The organism is Salinisphaera orenii subsp. halophila YIM 95161 (genome assembly GCF_003732545.1).
In the GTDB taxonomy this organism is placed as follows: domain Bacteria; phylum Pseudomonadota; class Gammaproteobacteria; order Nevskiales; family Salinisphaeraceae; genus Salinisphaera; species Salinisphaera orenii_A.
This window is the reverse complement of the sequence record NZ_AYKF01000113.1, coordinates 1-15,620: the sequence shown is the minus strand read 5'-3', so window position 1 is coordinate 15,620 and position 15,620 is coordinate 1. Positions and strand designations below refer to the sequence as shown.

17 protein-coding genes are annotated in these 15,620 nt (G+C 63.0%); 10 read left to right on the top strand and 7 right to left on the bottom strand.

Going from position 1 to position 15,620, the window contains the following annotated elements; translation table 11 throughout:
* Window positions 1-133: 133 nt before the first annotated feature.
* Entirely contained in the window at window positions 134-406 is a 273-nt protein-coding gene (rpsT, locus tag SAHL_RS14310) for a 30S ribosomal protein S20 (RefSeq protein ID WP_123592097.1), read from the bottom strand.
* 154 nt (window positions 407-560) lie between these two features.
* On the opposite strand from rpsT, the gene murJ reads away from it, so the two are divergent.
* Genes murJ through lspA form a run of 3 tightly spaced genes read left to right on the top strand, consistent with a single transcriptional unit; the run spans window position 561 to window position 3,591 of the window.
* Window positions 561-2,126: a murein biosynthesis integral membrane protein MurJ gene (gene murJ / locus SAHL_RS14305; protein WP_123592096.1), complete on the top strand. Its 1,566-nt coding sequence runs from the start codon at window positions 561-563 to the stop codon at window positions 2,124-2,126.
* Window positions 2,127-2,128: 2 nt separating this feature from the next.
* The gene (locus SAHL_RS14300; protein ID WP_221177975.1) at window positions 2,129-3,067 is read left to right on the top strand and encodes a bifunctional riboflavin kinase/FAD synthetase; all 939 of its coding nucleotides are present in this window, start codon (window positions 2,129-2,131) and stop codon (window positions 3,065-3,067) included.
* A complete protein-coding gene (lspA, locus tag SAHL_RS14295; RefSeq protein WP_123592095.1) occupies window positions 3,064-3,591 on the top strand; it encodes a signal peptidase II in 528 nt (175 codons plus the stop codon). The genes SAHL_RS14300 and lspA overlap by 4 nt, the downstream gene beginning before the upstream one ends.
* Before the next feature lie 3 nt (window positions 3,592-3,594).
* On the opposite strand, the gene SAHL_RS18355 is transcribed toward lspA, so the two are convergent.
* Genes SAHL_RS18355 through SAHL_RS14265 form a run of 6 tightly spaced genes read right to left on the bottom strand, consistent with a single transcriptional unit; the run spans window position 3,595 to window position 10,370 of the window.
* Window positions 3,595-4,092, bottom strand: a complete 498-nt coding sequence (locus SAHL_RS18355) for a type IV pilin protein (RefSeq protein WP_123592094.1) — start codon at window positions 4,090-4,092, stop codon at window positions 3,595-3,597.
* Entirely contained in the window at window positions 4,076-7,933 is a 3,858-nt protein-coding gene (locus SAHL_RS14285) for a pilus assembly protein (RefSeq protein WP_184947735.1), read from the bottom strand. The genes SAHL_RS18355 and SAHL_RS14285 overlap by 17 nt, the downstream gene beginning before the upstream one ends.
* 13 nt (window positions 7,934-7,946) lie before the next feature.
* Window positions 7,947-8,525 (bottom strand): pilus assembly PilX family protein, encoded by a 579-nt coding sequence (locus tag SAHL_RS14280; protein ID WP_123592092.1) that lies wholly within the window; start codon window positions 8,523-8,525, stop codon window positions 7,947-7,949.
* Window positions 8,522-9,301: a PilW family protein gene (locus tag SAHL_RS14275; RefSeq protein WP_184947733.1), complete on the bottom strand. Its 780-nt coding sequence runs from the start codon at window positions 9,299-9,301 to the stop codon at window positions 8,522-8,524. Before SAHL_RS14275 ends, SAHL_RS14280 begins: the two co-directional genes overlap by 4 nt.
* Entirely contained in the window at window positions 9,298-9,846 is a 549-nt protein-coding gene (pilV, locus tag SAHL_RS14270; RefSeq protein WP_123592098.1) for a type IV pilus modification protein PilV, read from the bottom strand. Before pilV ends, SAHL_RS14275 begins: the two co-directional genes overlap by 4 nt.
* Window positions 9,843-10,370 carry a GspH/FimT family pseudopilin gene (locus SAHL_RS14265; protein WP_184947731.1) on the bottom strand — a complete coding sequence of 176 codons (528 nt, stop codon included), beginning with the start codon at window positions 10,368-10,370 and terminating at the stop codon, window positions 9,843-9,845. The genes pilV and SAHL_RS14265 overlap by 4 nt, the downstream gene beginning before the upstream one ends.
* 389 nt (window positions 10,371-10,759) lie before the next feature.
* Here SAHL_RS14265 and SAHL_RS14260 point away from each other — a divergent pair, with 389 nt between their 5' ends.
* The 7 genes from SAHL_RS14260 (at window position 10,760) to SAHL_RS14245 (ending at window position 15,286) form a co-directional block, all read left to right on the top strand.
* The gene (locus SAHL_RS14260; RefSeq protein ID WP_123592089.1) at window positions 10,760-11,998 is read left to right on the top strand and encodes a tyrosine-type recombinase/integrase; all 1,239 of its coding nucleotides are present in this window, start codon (window positions 10,760-10,762) and stop codon (window positions 11,996-11,998) included.
* The gene (locus tag SAHL_RS17605) at window positions 11,995-12,510 is read left to right on the top strand and encodes a hypothetical protein (protein WP_148045578.1); all 516 of its coding nucleotides are present in this window, start codon (window positions 11,995-11,997) and stop codon (window positions 12,508-12,510) included. Before SAHL_RS14260 ends, SAHL_RS17605 begins: the two co-directional genes overlap by 4 nt.
* A gap of 84 nt (window positions 12,511-12,594) precedes the next feature.
* Complete coding sequence (locus SAHL_RS17600; RefSeq protein ID WP_148045577.1) at window positions 12,595-12,813, top strand: hypothetical protein; 219 nt, start codon at window positions 12,595-12,597, stop codon at window positions 12,811-12,813.
* The gene (locus SAHL_RS14255; RefSeq protein ID WP_123592088.1) at window positions 12,810-13,004 is read left to right on the top strand and encodes a hypothetical protein; all 195 of its coding nucleotides are present in this window, start codon (window positions 12,810-12,812) and stop codon (window positions 13,002-13,004) included. The genes SAHL_RS17600 and SAHL_RS14255 overlap by 4 nt, the downstream gene beginning before the upstream one ends.
* The gene (locus tag SAHL_RS17595) at window positions 13,001-13,204 is read left to right on the top strand and encodes a hypothetical protein (protein WP_148045576.1); all 204 of its coding nucleotides are present in this window, start codon (window positions 13,001-13,003) and stop codon (window positions 13,202-13,204) included. Before SAHL_RS14255 ends, SAHL_RS17595 begins: the two co-directional genes overlap by 4 nt.
* Window positions 13,201-14,136: a toprim domain-containing protein gene (locus tag SAHL_RS14250; RefSeq protein ID WP_221177974.1), complete on the top strand. Its 936-nt coding sequence runs from the start codon at window positions 13,201-13,203 to the stop codon at window positions 14,134-14,136. The genes SAHL_RS17595 and SAHL_RS14250 overlap by 4 nt, the downstream gene beginning before the upstream one ends.
* The gene (locus tag SAHL_RS14245) at window positions 14,129-15,286 is read left to right on the top strand and encodes an AAA family ATPase (protein WP_184947728.1); all 1,158 of its coding nucleotides are present in this window, start codon (window positions 14,129-14,131) and stop codon (window positions 15,284-15,286) included. Before SAHL_RS14250 ends, SAHL_RS14245 begins: the two co-directional genes overlap by 8 nt.
* Window positions 15,287-15,620 lie beyond the last annotated feature (334 nt).

The following is a 15,620-nucleotide window of genomic DNA, read 5'->3' as shown; positions in this document are numbered from 1 at the left end:
GCTTCCACACGTGAAAGCCGGATTCTCGGCAAGCTCCGCCTGACCTGCAATGCTTAAGTGAACGGCATTACCGCGCGAGCGGGCTTTTTCGATACTGGCCGCGTCGGGGATCGCCCCCGATCTTGTCCGTTTCTCAGGCCTGCTGGCTGAGGGCCTTGATCTGGGCGTTCAGGCGCGACTTGTGGCGCGCGGCCTTGTTGCGATGGATCTGGCCCTTGCCGGCCATGCGGTCGATGATCGGTACCGCGGCCTTGAAGGCGGCCATGGCGTCGGCGGAGTCACCGGCGGCGATCGCCTTGCGGACCTTCTTGATATGGGTACGCACCAACGAGCGCTGCGCCATGTTGCGTTCACGACGGGTGACGGCTTGGAGGACGCGCTTGCGGGCTTGGGCAGAATTCGCCACGGACAGCTCCTGAGAAATCGGTCGGATGAATCGTTGTCAGGCGCGCGATTATTGTGATTCGGGGACGCGTTGTCAACTTTTCGAAACGGTCGCCTTTAGTGCGGGGGCGGTTGCCGCTATAGTGCGCCGCATTCTGCGGTTCACGGTTTGAGTGATGGCATCGTCGTTAGCGAAATCCACGGGCGTGGTCGGCGTGATGACGCTCGCTTCGCGTGTGTTCGGGTTTCTGCGCGACATGGCGTTCGCGATCCTGTTCGGCGCCGGGCCGGGCATGGACGCGTTTCTCGTCGCCTTCAAGATCCCCAATTTCATGCGTCGGCTGTTCGCGGAGGGCGCGTTCGCCCAGTCCTTCGTGCCAGTGCTGTCGTCGACGAAAAGCCGCGACGGGACCGAAGCCACACAGGATCTGATCAACGTTGTCGCGGGCACGCTCGGCGTGATTCTAATTGGTGTGACCGTGGTCGGCATCGTCGGCGCGCCGCTGTTGATCTATCTATTCGCGCCCGGGTTCGCCGGCGCGACGGAGCAGTTCGATCTCGCCGTGGATCTGCTGCGGCTGACCTTTCCCTATCTGCTGTTCATCTCCCTGACGGCGTTCGCGGGCGGTATTCTCAACACCTACGGTCAGTTCGCGGTGCCGGCGTTCACGCCGGTGCTGCTCAATCTGTCGCTGATCAGTGTCGCGATCGGACTGGCGCCCTGGTTCGCTCGCCCGGAGATCGCGCTGGCGATCGGCGTGTTGATCGCCGGGGTGGTCCAGCTCGCCTTCCAGCTGCCGTTTCTCGCCCGGCTGGGGCATTTCCCGCGTCCGCGCTGGGGCTGGCACGATCCACAGGTTCGCCGCATTCTGTCACTAATGCTGCCGATACTGTTCGGTTCGTCGGTGGCCCAGATCAACCTCATGCTTGATACGATCGTGGCGTCGTTTCTGGCCTCGGGCAGCGTCAGCTGGCTCTACTACGCGGACCGACTGATGGAGTTCCCGCTGGGGGTGTTCTCGATCGCGATCGCGACGGTGATCCTGCCGAACCTGTCCGCGCGCCATGCGAGCCGATCGGCAGCGGCTTTCTCGGATACGCTGGACTGGGCGCTGAAGATGATCGTCCTGCTGGGGCTGCCGGCGATGATCGGCCTGTTCGTGCTGGCCGGGCCGCTGGTGGCCACGTTGTTCAATTATCGTTCCTTCACCGGTCATGATGCGCTGATGAGTCAGTACGCGCTCATGGCCTATGCGTTTGGATTCATGGGGTTTTCCTTGGTCAAGGTGCTGGTGACCGGCTTTTTCTCGCGCGAAGACTCGCGCACGCCCGTCCGCTGCGGCGTGATTTCGATGGTCAGCGCGATGGCCATGAATCTGTTGTTCGTCGGGGCGTTCACGGCGTTGAGCCTGCCCGCGCCCCATGCCGGCCTGGCGTTGGCGACCTCGCTCGGCGCGTTCGTCAATGCCGGACTGCTGTACCGCTATCTGCGCCGGGACCGGGTGTATACGCCGGGCTCGGACTGGCGCTGGCTGGCACTGCGTGTGCTGCTGGGCTGCGCCGCGATGGCGGCGGTGCTGGTCTACGGCGCCGCGGATCTGGACGTGTGGGTCGGGCGCGCGGCGCTGCAGCGCGTCGGCTGGCTGTTCGCCTGGGTGGGCGCCGGTATCGGCGTCTATTTCCTCGTCCTGGCGCTCGCCGGGGTGCGGCCGCGTCATCTCGCCCTGCCGGCGGAGCGCTGATCGTGCGCGTGATCCGTTCGGTCCAGCGCTGCGCGAGGCTGCCCGGCGGCTGCGTGCTGACGATCGGCAACTTCGATGGCCTGCATCTCGGCCATCAGGCGATCATCGCCCGCCTGCGCGAGCGTGCGAGAGCACTGCAGCTGCCGAGCGTGATGATGACGTTCGAGCCGATGCCACGGGCCTTTTTCGATCCGGACGGCGCGCCCGCGCGGCTGTCGTCGCTGCGGGAGAAGATCGAGGACGCCCGCGCGCTGGGCGTGGACATCGTTGCCTGCGCACGTTTTGATGCCGAATTCGCGGCGATGTCTGCGGACAGGTTCATCACGGATCTGCTCGAACGGCGGCTCGACGCGCGCCATATTCTCGTCGGCGAGGATTTCCGTTTCGGCCAGGGCCGTACGGGCGATGTCGCGCTGCTGCGGACCCATGCTGCGCAGCGCGGCGTGGACATCGCGCCGCTGCCGGAGATCTGTGTGGACGGCGCCCGCGTGAGTTCCACCCGGGTGCGACGCGCGCTCGCCGACGGCCGGCCGGATCAGGCCGCGTGCCTGCTCGGCCACAGCTATCGTGTGAGTGGTCGGGTGGTTACCGGCGAACGTCTGGGGCGTACGCTCGGTTTCCCGACCCTCAACATCCGGCTGGCCCGTCGGCCTGCACCGCGCTACGGTGTCTACGCGGTACAGGTCGGGCTGGCCGACGGCACGCGTCGAAGCGGCGCCGCGAGTTTCGGCGTGCGGCCCACGGTCAACGGGCGCGAACCGCTGCTTGAGGTGTACCTGCTCGATTTCGAGGGCGATTTATACGGGCAGCGGGTTGACGTATCCTTTGAGTCGTTCATCCGTGAAGAAGTGCGCTTCGATTCGCTCGAGGCGCTGACCGACCAGATGCACCGCGACGTCGACCGCGTGCGCGCGTGCCTGCAAGAGCGCCGATCATCATGACGTCTTCCTCCGAAAAGGCCGTGACCCACGAGCGGGGCTTCCAGCTGCAGAACGCGCACTGGCTGTGGCTGTCCGCCGTGCTCATCGTGGCCGATCAGATCACCAAGCAGCTGGTGGTCAATAACCTGGCGCTATACGATCGCATCCCGGTCTTCGACTGGCTCAATCTCACGCTCATGCACAACACCGGGGCGGCGTTCAGCATATTCGCCGGCGCCACCCCGTGGCTGTTCGTGGCACTCAGCGTGCTGGTCTCCGTGGGCATCCTGATCTGGATGCGGCGCCACCCCCACGGCGAGCGGCTGGTCGCGGCGTCGCTGGCGCTGATTCTGGGCGGTGCGCTCGGCAACGCCATCGATCGCGCGACCCGGGGCCACGTCATCGACTTCGTGGATTTTCACATCCAGGGCTGGCATTACCCCGCGTTCAACGTCGCCGACAGCGCCATCGTGCTCGGCGCCATTCTGCTTGGTGTCGACATGATATTCGGCGGTCGCGACCAGCGGCGCGGTTCGGCGGACTGAGCGCTACCAACATTCGTCGGAGACGTCGGTTCCGCTGCCGAGCCCGGCTCCCGTCCATGCCGTTCGCCGGCCCGATTCGTCGACGCTCAACGTCCGGCAGGTGTCCTGGTCCTGGCCCTTGGCGGCGACGGCCGTTGCGGTTATGCGATAGCCTTGGTCGTCGCTTCCCGTGGCGGTTGCAGTGACTTTGTAGGCACCGTTGTCGGTGACCTCGGACAGGCCCAGCGCATCCATGCCACTGACATATGCGTTCCTGGCGGTGTATATCTGTTCCTCGCGATTCGCCGCCTGCAGCACGAGACTTCTCGCATCCACGCGGCGGGACTTGCGAACCTGATCGGTATAGAGGGGGTAGGCGATGGTCGCGAGGATGCCGACGATCGCCACCGTGATCATCAGTTCGATCAGGGTGAATCCACGGCCGCTTGTCGGCAGTCTAGAGCGCGTGCGCTGACTCAGGGATCGGCCGCTTGCGATAAAGGGATCAATCACGGATCTCACGCCAAGTTCTCCTGCCGCTGAACAGCGTGTCGCTGACCGGCATGTTGATCTGCGCGTCGTTGGTCGTCAGCCCGCGAAGCTCGATCGTGCTGTTGTCCCGGTCGATGAAACGGGCGAGTTCACCGACCGATCCGCTCTCGAACGCCATGCCTGCGGCAACGACGGTGTCCTCCGCGCCGACGGCGAGGTCATCGCCGCTGTCGATGCGGCCATTGTCATTGACATCGAAGACGAAGTTGCCGGGGGTCCCGCCCGTGGCGAGGTCGACCGCCAAGAGAAACCCGGAACTCGTGAGTGTGCAGGTCTCGGGGTCGATGACCGTGGTCGCGAACTCGGCACGCGATTCCCGCAGGTTGATATCCGGCGGACTCAGCGCGGCCTCTCCCGACTCGGCGGGCAGATCCAGTGCCCAGCCTCGGGCGCCGAACGTGTCGTCTTCGGCCACATAGGCGACCGGTTTGCTGCTCAGCGTGCGGTACACGGTGTCATCGGCTCCGGTGCGTTCGCCGGTGACATTCTGTGTCACGAGTTGGCTGCGAGACACGCGCCATCCGACGGCCTGCGCGGGCAGGCCTTGCGGGGCGCTGTAACCGACGACCGCAGGGTCCCAGATACCGTAGAGGCTACTCGGTGTGCGCTCGTCTTCGTTGTTCAGGGGCACGATGTTCTGGCCGGTGCCGAAATAGACCATCGCGCCGAAACTCTTGCCATAGGGGTGGCGCTGGGCCACGGGCGCAGCGGTGATCGGTTGTGCTTCGCCGCTGTCGGAGCCACGCCTGGCTCGGAACAGCCGCTCGGCCGTCCAGCTGGTGGCGTTGGCGGCGGTCAGATCGAATTTCCAGAGATTGCCTTGAAAGTCGCCGGCATATACGTAATCGGCGACTCGGTCGTTGTCGATATCCAGTACCGCGGGACTGGACAGGCCGTTGCTGGGTTGATCGTCCCCGGCCGTTGCCCCAGTGGACAGGCGTGTTATCAGGCTGCCATCGGCAATATCGACGACGAACAGGGAGGCCCCGGCATCGTCGCTGTTATAGCCGTTGCCGAAAATCGCGGCCCACCGGCCCTTCGTATCATCGCCGCTCGCGCCGTGTAATCGAGCTATTACGGGCTCGCCGAAGGTTTGTCCCAGCTGGTCGTGGGTGAATTCCCAGCGCACGATCTCGGCGGCATTCGCCTCGCTGAATCGCGCGGGCGAGCTGATGTCCAGTGCATAGATGCTGCGCCCGCCGTTGCGCAGCCCCCCGACCAGCACGCTGTGCCAAGCGTTGCCGTAGAATACATCGGCCGAGGCGAGTTGGCCGTCGACGTAGGACTGATGCCCGTACTGCGGGCTGGTCACGCCGGTTCCGCTGCCGATTATGTGCAGGATTTCATTGGGCATGAAGGCGAGTCGTTCGGCACCCGTGGCGGCATCGAAGCCGTGGAGCATGCCGTCGTTGGCGCCGACGTAGACCATGGGTGTACGCGACTGCATGCGCCTGACGAACGAGTCGTCGTCCGTAGCGGAATAATAGGGGACATCGTTCTCGGCCATACTCTGGCCCGGGTACAGTTCGTCCCGCCACGGCCCCGCATAGGCGATCGGCGACGGCGTGCCGACGTATTCGGGGACGGAATGAATGATGTCGCCGAGCACTGTATTCGTGCCGCCGGTCGCACCGGCACCGGGCCGGTCTCTCAGCGAACCGCCGTTGGACTGCTCGAGGCGACGATCGCCGCGCAGGTAGCGGATCTCGTCATCACTCAGGTTGGCGACACGCCCGTTGCCCACGGTCTCGGTGGTGAACGGGCGGCCGTTGACATCGGCCGGCGCCGTCCCGTCGCGCAGTGCGGTGATGATCGTGCGGGTGTCGTCACCGTCTTCGGAGAAGCCGGCCAGACCGGCCGCGGCGTTCCAGTCACGCCCTCCGGTGGTGGTATCGCCGCCGACGGCCTTGTACGCGATCAGGTCACCGCTCCAGTCGGTGGTGCGGTAGCGGGTCTGAAAGACCCTGGAATCCGTGGTCAGCGCGCGGCTGTCCCCCGTGGCATTGGTCAGCGTCTCGCCGCGGCCGAGGATCTGGCTCAATGCAGCCGTGAACCGGGTCGCGATCTCCTGGGGCGAGGCGGCGTTGAGCAAGGCGCCACGGCTGTTGATCGCCGCGTGCCAGAGATCGTCGATTTCGGAGATGCCGCCCACTGGAAGGCTGCTACCCGAAATCCGGTCATCGCTCTGGTCACGATACCAGGGTGGCGGAGAGGCAAACGGGTTGGCGTTCTCCGGGCCGTAGTCGTCGCGGTTGTCGAACATCACGCCCTGCTGACCGAGGGTCACGCCGAAGGTGGACATGTGAAGACTCGGTTCGCAGTCCAGCGTCGGGTCCTCCGGACAGCCGGCCGGCACGGCGAGCTGGTTGTCGACATCGACGGCGTTCGGCGGGTCGAGCTCTTTGTAGAACCGCATGGCGATATCGGCGATGGTATTGCTGTAGGTGTCGGGAATAGGGGAGGCGCCGTCGCTGCTGCCATATTTTCCGTCAACGTTACCGATCCCGGAGACGGTGCCGCTGTTGAACCCGTCGGTGAACAGGAGCGCGTAGTTGCGCTGGCAGGGCGACTGGATGATGTCGGTGTTGGATTCCAGTTCACGGCCGAGATAATAGAGCGCCGGGCGGTTCGGAGTGCCCCGTGCCTGATAGAAGTCCATGTCGTAGATCGACTCATAGAATGACGAGCGATCCGTATCGTCTGTGAGTTCGAGCATCTCCAGCCGGTCGAAGTCGTTTCTGGCGACCCGCTGGTTTGCCTCGTTGATGGTGCAGGCGCCCACCCGGACGTTGCCGATCCGGTCGAAGGCCGCGGTGACGCCGCCGCGGATGGCCAGATTGCGTTTGCGGTAATAGGTGAACCAGTTGGCGAAGTTGGTCATGGCGCGAGCGTAGGCGGCGTCCGAACTGAAATTGCCGCGGACCAGCTTGTAGCGCTTGAGCGTGGCGTCACCCGATGGATCACGGCCCTGCGTGGGCTGGTAGTCGGCCTCCGTGGCGTCGTCCCGCGCCTTGTCGTAGGCGCCCGTCCAGCCGAAATCGGCCGGCGGCGACCAGGTGTCGGGCATGTAGAAGGTGGCCGGAAAATACTGGATTGCGAGGAATTGGTCCGCGGCTGAACTGGCACTTCCGCCGACCTTCTCCCAACGCCGACCGTTGTAGTAGGTCAGGTGGGCCGCGTCCATGCCGTCGGTGAAGTAGAACTCCTGACCGTTGCCTCGTTCACGCCGGTTGCCGGTCAGGTCGATCGTGCCGATGTTGCTGCGAGTGGGATCGTATGGCGCATTCTCCCATTCGTTGCGACTGTCGAGGCTGGGATAGTTCGGCGTGCCGTCGGGCCCCGAGGTCCAGGGTTCGTAGGTGTTGTCGGGATCGAAATAGGAGCGGTTGTACGCCGACGAGCGGGCGAAGGCGAACTGGATCGTCGGCGGTATCGGGTAATCCGCGTTGTAGAGCATGCCGCCGTCGCCCCGGCTCGAGGCATAGCCGTTCGGGAAAAGATAGGCATAGCGGACGTAGCCGTACGCATTTCTAGACGTCGGGGAGTCGAGCTTGCCGCTGCGATCGGTATAGGGCTCGTCCCCGGTGACATAGAGCTCACCCTCGGTGGTGTCGAACAGGGTCTCGAAGTCCATCGAGCCGGAATTGTCGATGGCGACCAGAATGTTGGGCGCGAGGGTGCTACCGGTCGCGGTCGGCTGATCGGTCAGCTCGAGCGAGCCGGTTCCGACGGTCTGCGCGTATGCGGAACCGGTCCCTATCGCGAAGGCGAAAAGGGCCAGACGGCCTGCCTGATGGATCAATCGGCTCACGACGGTACCTCGGTCACGCATCGATCTGGTAGAAGCTCTGGGTCACGGCACGAGCCGAGGGCGAGCGCCCGCGTGCCCGCGCGGTGATCCGGAACATCAGGCGGGCGGGTGGATTTGAGGTGCGCGGCAGATACTCGACGCGAAAGACGATATCCATCGCGCTATTCTCGTCCTGGGGGAGCTCGTGCGGGATCGCGTTGGCGCCGGTCCAGGCGCTGTCGGCCAGGAAATCAGTCGCGTCGCTCTCCGATCCGGAACCGGTATAGCGTTCGGCGATGGTCACGCCGGAGACCGCGAGCATTCCCGCGCTGCTATCGCAGTTCTGCGTACTGCTTTCCGTAGGTGGCTTCAATAGCCAGAAACAGCGCAAGAAGACCGGGTTGGCCAGCAGCGATTCCGCGTGCTCCAGTCCGGCGTTCGCGGCCTGCAGGGCACGTGATTTCTCCCGCTGATTGGAGGCCATGCGCTCCTGCAGCGTGGAGGAGTTGATGGCGGATACCGCGAGCAGCGTCAGCACCACCAGAAACACCAGACTGGTTACCAGGACGAATCCGGTCTCGCGCGTCGAGGACGGGGCACGATGGTGATTCATGGCAGCCGATTCTTCAGAGCAATGGTCTGGTCGACCATCAGACGAGCGATTCGGTCGCTAAAGGTCCGCTCGCTTCCGTCGCTGAACACGTAGGTCCGCTCGACCGGGGCGGGGTAGGCGGGCGAGTCCTGTGCTCCCCGAAGCAACAGTTGCACGCGCACGCTCAGCACGTCGCCGGCCAGAGTGCCGTCGAGTTCGGACACGTATCGATCGACGCCGTCCTCGCCGTCGGTATCGAGCCCGTAGCGAACCTCGAACCGCTCCACGTTCTCGACGATTGGCTGGGCATCGCCCCCGACGATTCGGCAGATCAGCGCCTCATCGTCGTTCACATAGAACTCGAAATCCGTGTCTTTTGGATTGCCGGATGTTCCGACCTCACGGCCACGACAGTCGCGGACACCCCCGGCCGACTCGAACCGCAGCCGCAGCGTGTCGCTATCGCCGTGGGTGTCGGCTTCAGCCGCGATCGCGGCGCCGGTGCTGTAGCCGGGCGTGCCGCTCTTCTGCGGGAAGATCGTGTCGACGCTGTCATCCAGTTCCACGTAGTAGCCTGCGTGCGCTATGGAGTGTTCGAGCACGAAAGCTGCAAGACGGGCATTTTCCTGCACATGCGCGGTGGCCCGCTGGGCGTCGAAGCTTTGCCGGTTGCTCAACAGGATCTGTAGGACGCCGGCCAGCAACAAGAGCCCGACCACGAGCGCCACCATCAGTTCGACGAGGCTGAAGCCACTCGCGTGGTGGGGATGTGTCGCCGCGGGTCGCCCCTTGCTCATGGTTGAATCTGCGTTACGAAACATTGCTGGAGCGACGGATGTGCGTCGCTATCGCATTGAGCCAGGTTGTCGGTCTGTTGCCCCGACGTATCCGCGGCACGCTCGGACCAGCCGATGGTCACGGTATAAACCGAGCAGGGGTCGGCCGCGGTGGGCGTCGAAGGTTCCGCGCAGTCAACGAATCCCTTGCCCGACGGAAGGGTTTGCTGCAGCGATCGGTTCCACTCCCAGGCATCGAGGGCTGCCATCTCCCCGGGGGCACAGGCGGAGTCGCTGCAGTCGGCGGGTTGGGCCGCCGTGGGGGCGATGGTGTCGTAATCGCCCGCCGCCGCGCCGGCCGCGTTAGCACGAATGCGATCCGAGATATCGTCAACGCCGATACTCGCGAAGGTGCGGTGAAGCGAGGTCTGAGTGTTCACGACGGCTACGGTCTGCAGCCCCAGCAGCCCCAATAACCCGATCGAGATCACCACGACCGCGACCAGCGCTTCGAGCAGCGTGAAACCAGCGCTCGCGGAGCGTATAGGCTGGTGAGCGGGCGTCATGACGGATCGCGCGCCTCGACGCGCCCGGTGGCGGACACGACTATGTCCCGTGACTCGGGTTGATCGTTCGCACTGGCCTTGAACGTTCGGCCCACCATGGCGAAGCCGTTGGAATTGAAGCGCAAGGGGCCGTTGTCTTCGGTTTCGATCGCGACCGCGCTGTCGGCGCCGTTATGGACGCGCAGATACTGATCGATGGATTCCGAGGGATCCGCGGGATCGCGGTCCGATGTCACGAACAGGATCCAGCCATCACTCCAATTGCCGTCGCTCGTGCAGGAGTTCTGATCGCGACTGCTGCACAGGTACACGTTGCGACCGCGGGTGACGGCCTCGGAGCGGGCGTAGTTCAGATCGCCGACCAGGTCGTTGACGGTCGCTGCAAGCGTATTGCGTTCGATCAGGCTCTGGTACGAGGGAATCGCAACCGCGACGAGAATGGCGGCTACGGTAAGCGCGACGACAAGCTCGAGTAGCGTAAAGCCACGTGAGCCGGTGCGTATGTCTGGTAGTCCCCGAGTCATGGGACTGTATATCGGCGGGAAGGCTCGCTTCCCCAGCCGAAAGGCGACGGACGACGGCGTGGAGGCGACGAACGGCGAGGCCTGGGCTGTTAAGCCCACCATGCGAACATGCGATGGTGCCGGGGAGAACTACCGTTCCCGCTTTTCATGCCGTAACACGCGGACTCACTAACGCCCTGTAACCCTTGCCATTAAAGCATTCCCTTGCGCCACGGCGTAACCCGCCGTAACATCCAATAACGCCCGCCATTGTTGGGTAAGAAGGTGGGCAGCATTTTTTGCGCGCAAACGGCTCGTTTCACGTTGGGTAGGTTGTACTCGCTACTGCATCGCAATGTTTTGCCGCTGGTTTGCGTTTCGCTGTTCGATTCCTGTTAGGAAATAGAACTATGCCAAAGAAAGCACCAGAGCTAAGCGCGATTCAGGTCAAGCGACTGGACACACGAGGTATGCACGCGGTTGGCGGCGTGTCCGGTTTGCTACTGCAAGTCGCTCAAGGTGGATCACGGTCGTGGATACTACGCGCCACGATCGGCAACAAGCGCCGTGACGTTGGATTGGGTGGCTATCCCGACGTAACGCTGTCTCAAGCCCGAGACAAGGCGCGAGAGGCCCGCGAGAAGATCGTGCAGGGCATTGATCCGGTGGCTGAGAGAAAGGCGGCCAGAGACGCGCTGATCGCTTCCAACGCCAAGCGAATGACGTTTGCCGAAGCGGCCCGGCGCAAACACACTGCAATCGCTTCAGAGTTCCGCAACGCCAGGTCCCGCGATAACTGGCTATCTTCACTAGAGCGTTACGCATTCCCGATCATCGGCGAGTTGGAGGTCGAGGCAGTTGAGCTGCCGCACGTGCTGTCCGTGCTTGAACCGATCTGGAAAACCAAGACCGAAACGGCGACTCGCGTGCGGCAACGCATGGAATCGGTGTTCAACTGGGCGATCGTCGGCAAGTATCGCGAGAGCGCCAATCCCGCCGTATGGAAGGGCAATCTAGCCGAAGTGCTACCCAAGCCCGCCAAGATCGCGAAGGTCAAGCATCAACGCGCGCTCGACTGGCACGAAGTACCCGCATTCATGGAGAGACTGCGCCAGCGCGGCGGCATGTCGGCCAAAGCGCTGGAGTTCGCGATTTTGACAGCGGCGCGGTCAGGCGAAGTACGGTTCGCCACATGGGCGGAGTTCGATCTCGACGCGCGAATCTGGACGGTTCCAGAAGAGCGGACGAAGAACGGCAAAACGCATCGAGTGCCGCTTTCCGATGATGCGCTGGCGCTTTTGAAGGCAATGCCGCGATTCGAGGGCAGCGAGTTCGTATTCACAGCACCGCGCGGTGGTGCGCTGTCGGACATGAGCCTGTCGGCAATCACCAAGAAAATGAATGTTGATGCGGTGCCACACGGCTTCCGGTCCAGCTTCAAGGACTGGGCCCGCCACCGCTCGAATATGCCGGATGAAGTCAGCGAACTGGCGCTTGCACACGTCAACAGTGACGCGACGCGAGCCGCGTATGCCCGCGATGAGCTTTTACCGCAGCGCGATCGTTTGATGCGCCAATGGGCCGCATTCTGCGTTGATGGTGAGCCGACGAAGGCCAGTGTGTCGAACATCGGCGAGGCGCGGGCATGAGCGAATCAAACGGAGCAAAGTTCGAGAGAGCTTTTCTTTTGTTCAAACTTGACCGGTTGCGTAGCGATTTTGAAATAGGCGACCCGTCGGCGCGCTACGAGGCGTTACGTCTTTGTATTCGCCATAGTTATCCGATACCCGACTGGCTAGCATACTTAGAAGATCTTGATGCGGCCGTAGCGCTCGGTGACGCCTCCTACGTGAAACAAGGAGGCCAACGAAGCACGCTTACCAGAGCGAAAGAGATAAAAGAAAAACGCATGATCGCTGCTGCACTGGAAGCGTGCAGTCACGCGGGCCTTAAAGGCGAAGCAAAGCGGGCTAAGGCATCCCAACTATTGGAAGAATTTGGGATCTACCGCGCGCCGACCACTCTGCATTCACCGAAGACAATTGAGCCAACGATCGATGAATATGAGCCATTCCGAGAAAAATTAGGAATAAACATAGGGTTAGGCGGGTTTCTAATAGAAGATGATGATTTTCGGCTGACTGGCGAGGAGGATCGGTAGGAGTCCGGGTTAACTTCTACCGTATCGAACGCCCTTTAACGCCGACAACATCGTTCTTGCACCATCCAATGCAAGGACGAAACAATGCGTTTTCCTTCCCCGACTAAGCTAGCGCCAAACTGCTCGCGCTGGCCGCTTTCCGCACTCGAAAAGTACGAGGCCGACCGGCTCGGGTATCAACACGAGTCGCGCCCGCCAGATCGCGAAATCTATCTCAGCGACATCCAAGTCGCCGCCCGCTACAACGTGTCCAGAAACAGCGTCTGGCGCTGGGCCCGCGAAGGAGCGGAGGTGGCGGCGTGACCCGCGACGAAATCGACGACGAACTGACAACCGCTGTCAGCCGCGCCCAGCTCCTTATCGGCGACGTCAATCGCCAGCTCATGGCAGACGAAGCCGATCAGGCCGATATCCAGGCACGGACGCTTTGGCTCGCCGAGTTGGTGAACGAGATCGATGTTCTCCGAGAGCAGATTCAGGAGGACGCCCGATGAACCCGGAGACTGAATCAGAGTTCTACGTCCTCGAGACAAATCGCCTCGATCGCGGCGGGGCAGTGACAATCTTTGCGGCCGGGCCGTACAGCGATCCTGACCGGGCGCGAGCCGTGCGTGACCAGCTCCATAAGGCCGAGCCGGGCCGAAATTTGCATTGTGCCGAACACATCGTCATCGAAGCGGAGTGCCGCCTATGAGTTCGCAAAGAAAAGGCCCCGCACCGATGGCAGTCGGTTACGAGGCCGCAATTCAAAACGCTCATTATTCGAACCATCAAGATACCCGAAGCGCCCTAATCGGCGCAATGGCGGCGGCGGGCGTTTGCCCGTCGCGCCCGGCCGAGATTGTGCTCGATGGTTCGTTGCATCGCTTTCACGTCGATGGCGATCGCCGAGGCCGGCTTAACGGCTGGCTTGTCGGCTTCGACGATGAGCACCCGGCAGCGAAGTTCGGCTCATGGAAGACCGGCCTTGTCCGGTCGTGGCGGTCGGATCGTTATACGCCCATGAGCGAGGCTGAGCGAGCCGATATCGCGCAACAGCAGGCTGAGCGGCGGCAACGTCGTGAACGGGCGCACAAGGCCGCTGCCGAGCGCGCATCGCGTATCTGGCAGTCATCGCGGCCAGCCGATCCGTCGCATCGCTACTTGCAAGTGAAGCGCGTACAGCCGCACAGCGCACGCCAGCAAGGCGACCGGTTGGTATTGCCGTTGTTCGACTTCGAACGGCGGTTACATTCGCTTCAATTCATCGGTGAGGCCGGCGACAAGAAGCTGTTACGCGATGGGCGCAAGCGCGGGTGCTTTATTCCGGTAGCCGGCCGAATGCCTGCCGAGCGGGTGCTGATTGCCGAAGGGTTCGCGACATGCTGCACCTTGGCTGAGATCGAGCCCGAATCGCTCGTACTGGCCGCGGTCGATGCCGGCAATCTCGAATCGGTGGCCGTAGGCGCGCGCCAGCGTATGCCGCATGCCGAGATCGTGGTCTGCGCGGATGCCGACCCCATCGGCGAAAGTAAAGCCCGCACAGCGGCGCACAGAGCGCGAGCGTTCGTATCGGTGCCCGAGTTCCCGCCCGGCGTTGAAGGCAGCGATTACAACGACCTGCATGCGGGGGTGGCTTATGGGTGAGGCATTGCGCATCCCACAAGAGAACCCGATCGAGCCGCTGTGCGATCCGTGCAGCATCGGTATCGGTCGCATGCTCGACGAAGATCCGCCCGACCGTCGATGGCTGGTCGACGAGTTCCTGCCGCTCGGCATTGTTGGGGTTCTGGCTGCCACAGGTGGAACGGGCAAGTCATTCCTTACCCTGCAAGCGTCGACCAGCATCGCAGCCGGTATCCCCTTCATGGGGATGCCGGTCGTGGAGCCTGGCGGGGTGCTCATGCTGTGTGCCGAAGATGACCGCGACGAACTGCACCGAAGATTCAAAGCCGTTATCGAGCATATGCGGGCCGACAACGATCTGGACGAGGATCACATCGACTTATTGCGCGAACGGTTGTTTATTGAACCCCGCGTCGGTCTGGACAACCGCGTCACTCGCGAGCAGGAACGCGAGATCGTCCCGACGATGCTCATCGATCGTATTGCGTCCCTGGTGGGTCAACTGCCGCCGATCAACCTAATCGTGCTCGACCCCATCAGCCGGTTCCGGGGTGGCGACGAGAACGACAACGCGGCGGCGACGCGTTTCATTGAGCAGATCGAGCGACTACGCAACATGACAGGCGCCACGATCCTGTTGCCCCACCATGTCGCCAAGAACAGCTTTCGCGCCAGCGATGGGCTCAATCAAGACGCGATGCGTGGTGCATCGGCTCTGGCGGATGCCGGCCGCTGGGCGGCGGGTATGGCGACGCTGCGGGCAGACGAGGCCGGCAAGTTCAACGTCGAGCCGGAGGAAGCACACAAGTTTGTGTGGATGGAGTCCCTCAAGCATTCCTATGGTGAACGGTGGCCGGGCCAATGGCTGAAACGATCGCATGGTGGCGTCCTGGCACCGACCGATCTGGAGCGGAAACGTGACTCGGATAAGCGCCAGAAAGCGGAATCGGATTACCGCGAGATCGTCGCCAGGGTATGCGGGCTGATCCGCGAGGAAGGCCCCTTGTCCCTGCATTCGCTCGAAAACGATTACAGCGGCACGTCCGGCCTACTCGGCGCAGGCCACAAGAAGGTGCGAGGCGTCATCCACCGCGCCGTGAAGGACGGCGATCTGAGGACCCAGCCGAAACCAAAAGGTCGTGGCGATCTGATCTGCCTACCTTCGCTTTGAATCACCGCCTGACGGCCCCGGCATCGACCGGGGCTGTCTTCCTGCCTACAACCCGGCACCCGGCAACCCGGCAAACTGCCGGATACCCCTGCCGTGCCGGATTTAAGTTATTGAACCGAAAGACAAAAGAACACGGCACCACGGCAGTAAGGGGTGCCGCGTCTCAAACCCTTGTGTGCCAATGGTTCGGCACCCGGCAGTTGTGGCCCCCTACGGGGCAACCGGTGCCGTGCCGGATTGCCCGCAGGGCGCAAACCGCGCCAGGGTTCTACCCCGTTTCCGCGGACGGTTGAGAAAAGGTTAACGGATATTTTCGATCTTTGGCAGCCATGCG

Bases quoted from the DNA above. Each gene is read 5' to 3' on its own strand.
- murJ (WP_123592096.1), top strand. From the start codon at position 561: ATGGCATCGTCGTTAGCGAAATCCACGGGCGTGGTCGGCGTGATGACG.
- lspA (WP_123592095.1), top strand. From the start codon at position 3,064: ATGACGTCTTCCTCCGAAAAGGCCGTGACCCACGAGCGGGGCTTCCAG.
- SAHL_RS14280 (WP_123592092.1), bottom strand. From the start codon at position 8,525: ATGAATCACCATCGTGCCCCGTCCTCGACGCGCGAGACCGGATTCGTC.
- SAHL_RS14275 (WP_184947733.1), bottom strand. From the start codon at position 9,301: ATGAGCAAGGGGCGACCCGCGGCGACACATCCCCACCACGCGAGTGGC.
- pilV (WP_123592098.1), bottom strand. From the start codon at position 9,846: ATGACGCCCGCTCACCAGCCTATACGCTCCGCGAGCGCTGGTTTCACG.
- SAHL_RS14265 (WP_184947731.1), bottom strand. From the start codon at position 10,370: ATGACTCGGGGACTACCAGACATACGCACCGGCTCACGTGGCTTTACG.
- SAHL_RS14260 (WP_123592089.1), top strand. From the start codon at position 10,760: ATGCCAAAGAAAGCACCAGAGCTAAGCGCGATTCAGGTCAAGCGACTG.
- SAHL_RS17605 (WP_148045578.1), top strand. From the start codon at position 11,995: ATGAGCGAATCAAACGGAGCAAAGTTCGAGAGAGCTTTTCTTTTGTTC.
- SAHL_RS17600 (WP_148045577.1), top strand. From the start codon at position 12,595: ATGCGTTTTCCTTCCCCGACTAAGCTAGCGCCAAACTGCTCGCGCTGG.
- SAHL_RS17595 (WP_148045576.1), top strand. From the start codon at position 13,001: ATGAACCCGGAGACTGAATCAGAGTTCTACGTCCTCGAGACAAATCGC.
- SAHL_RS14250 (WP_221177974.1), top strand. From the start codon at position 13,201: ATGAGTTCGCAAAGAAAAGGCCCCGCACCGATGGCAGTCGGTTACGAG.
- SAHL_RS14245 (WP_184947728.1), top strand. From the start codon at position 14,129: ATGGGTGAGGCATTGCGCATCCCACAAGAGAACCCGATCGAGCCGCTG.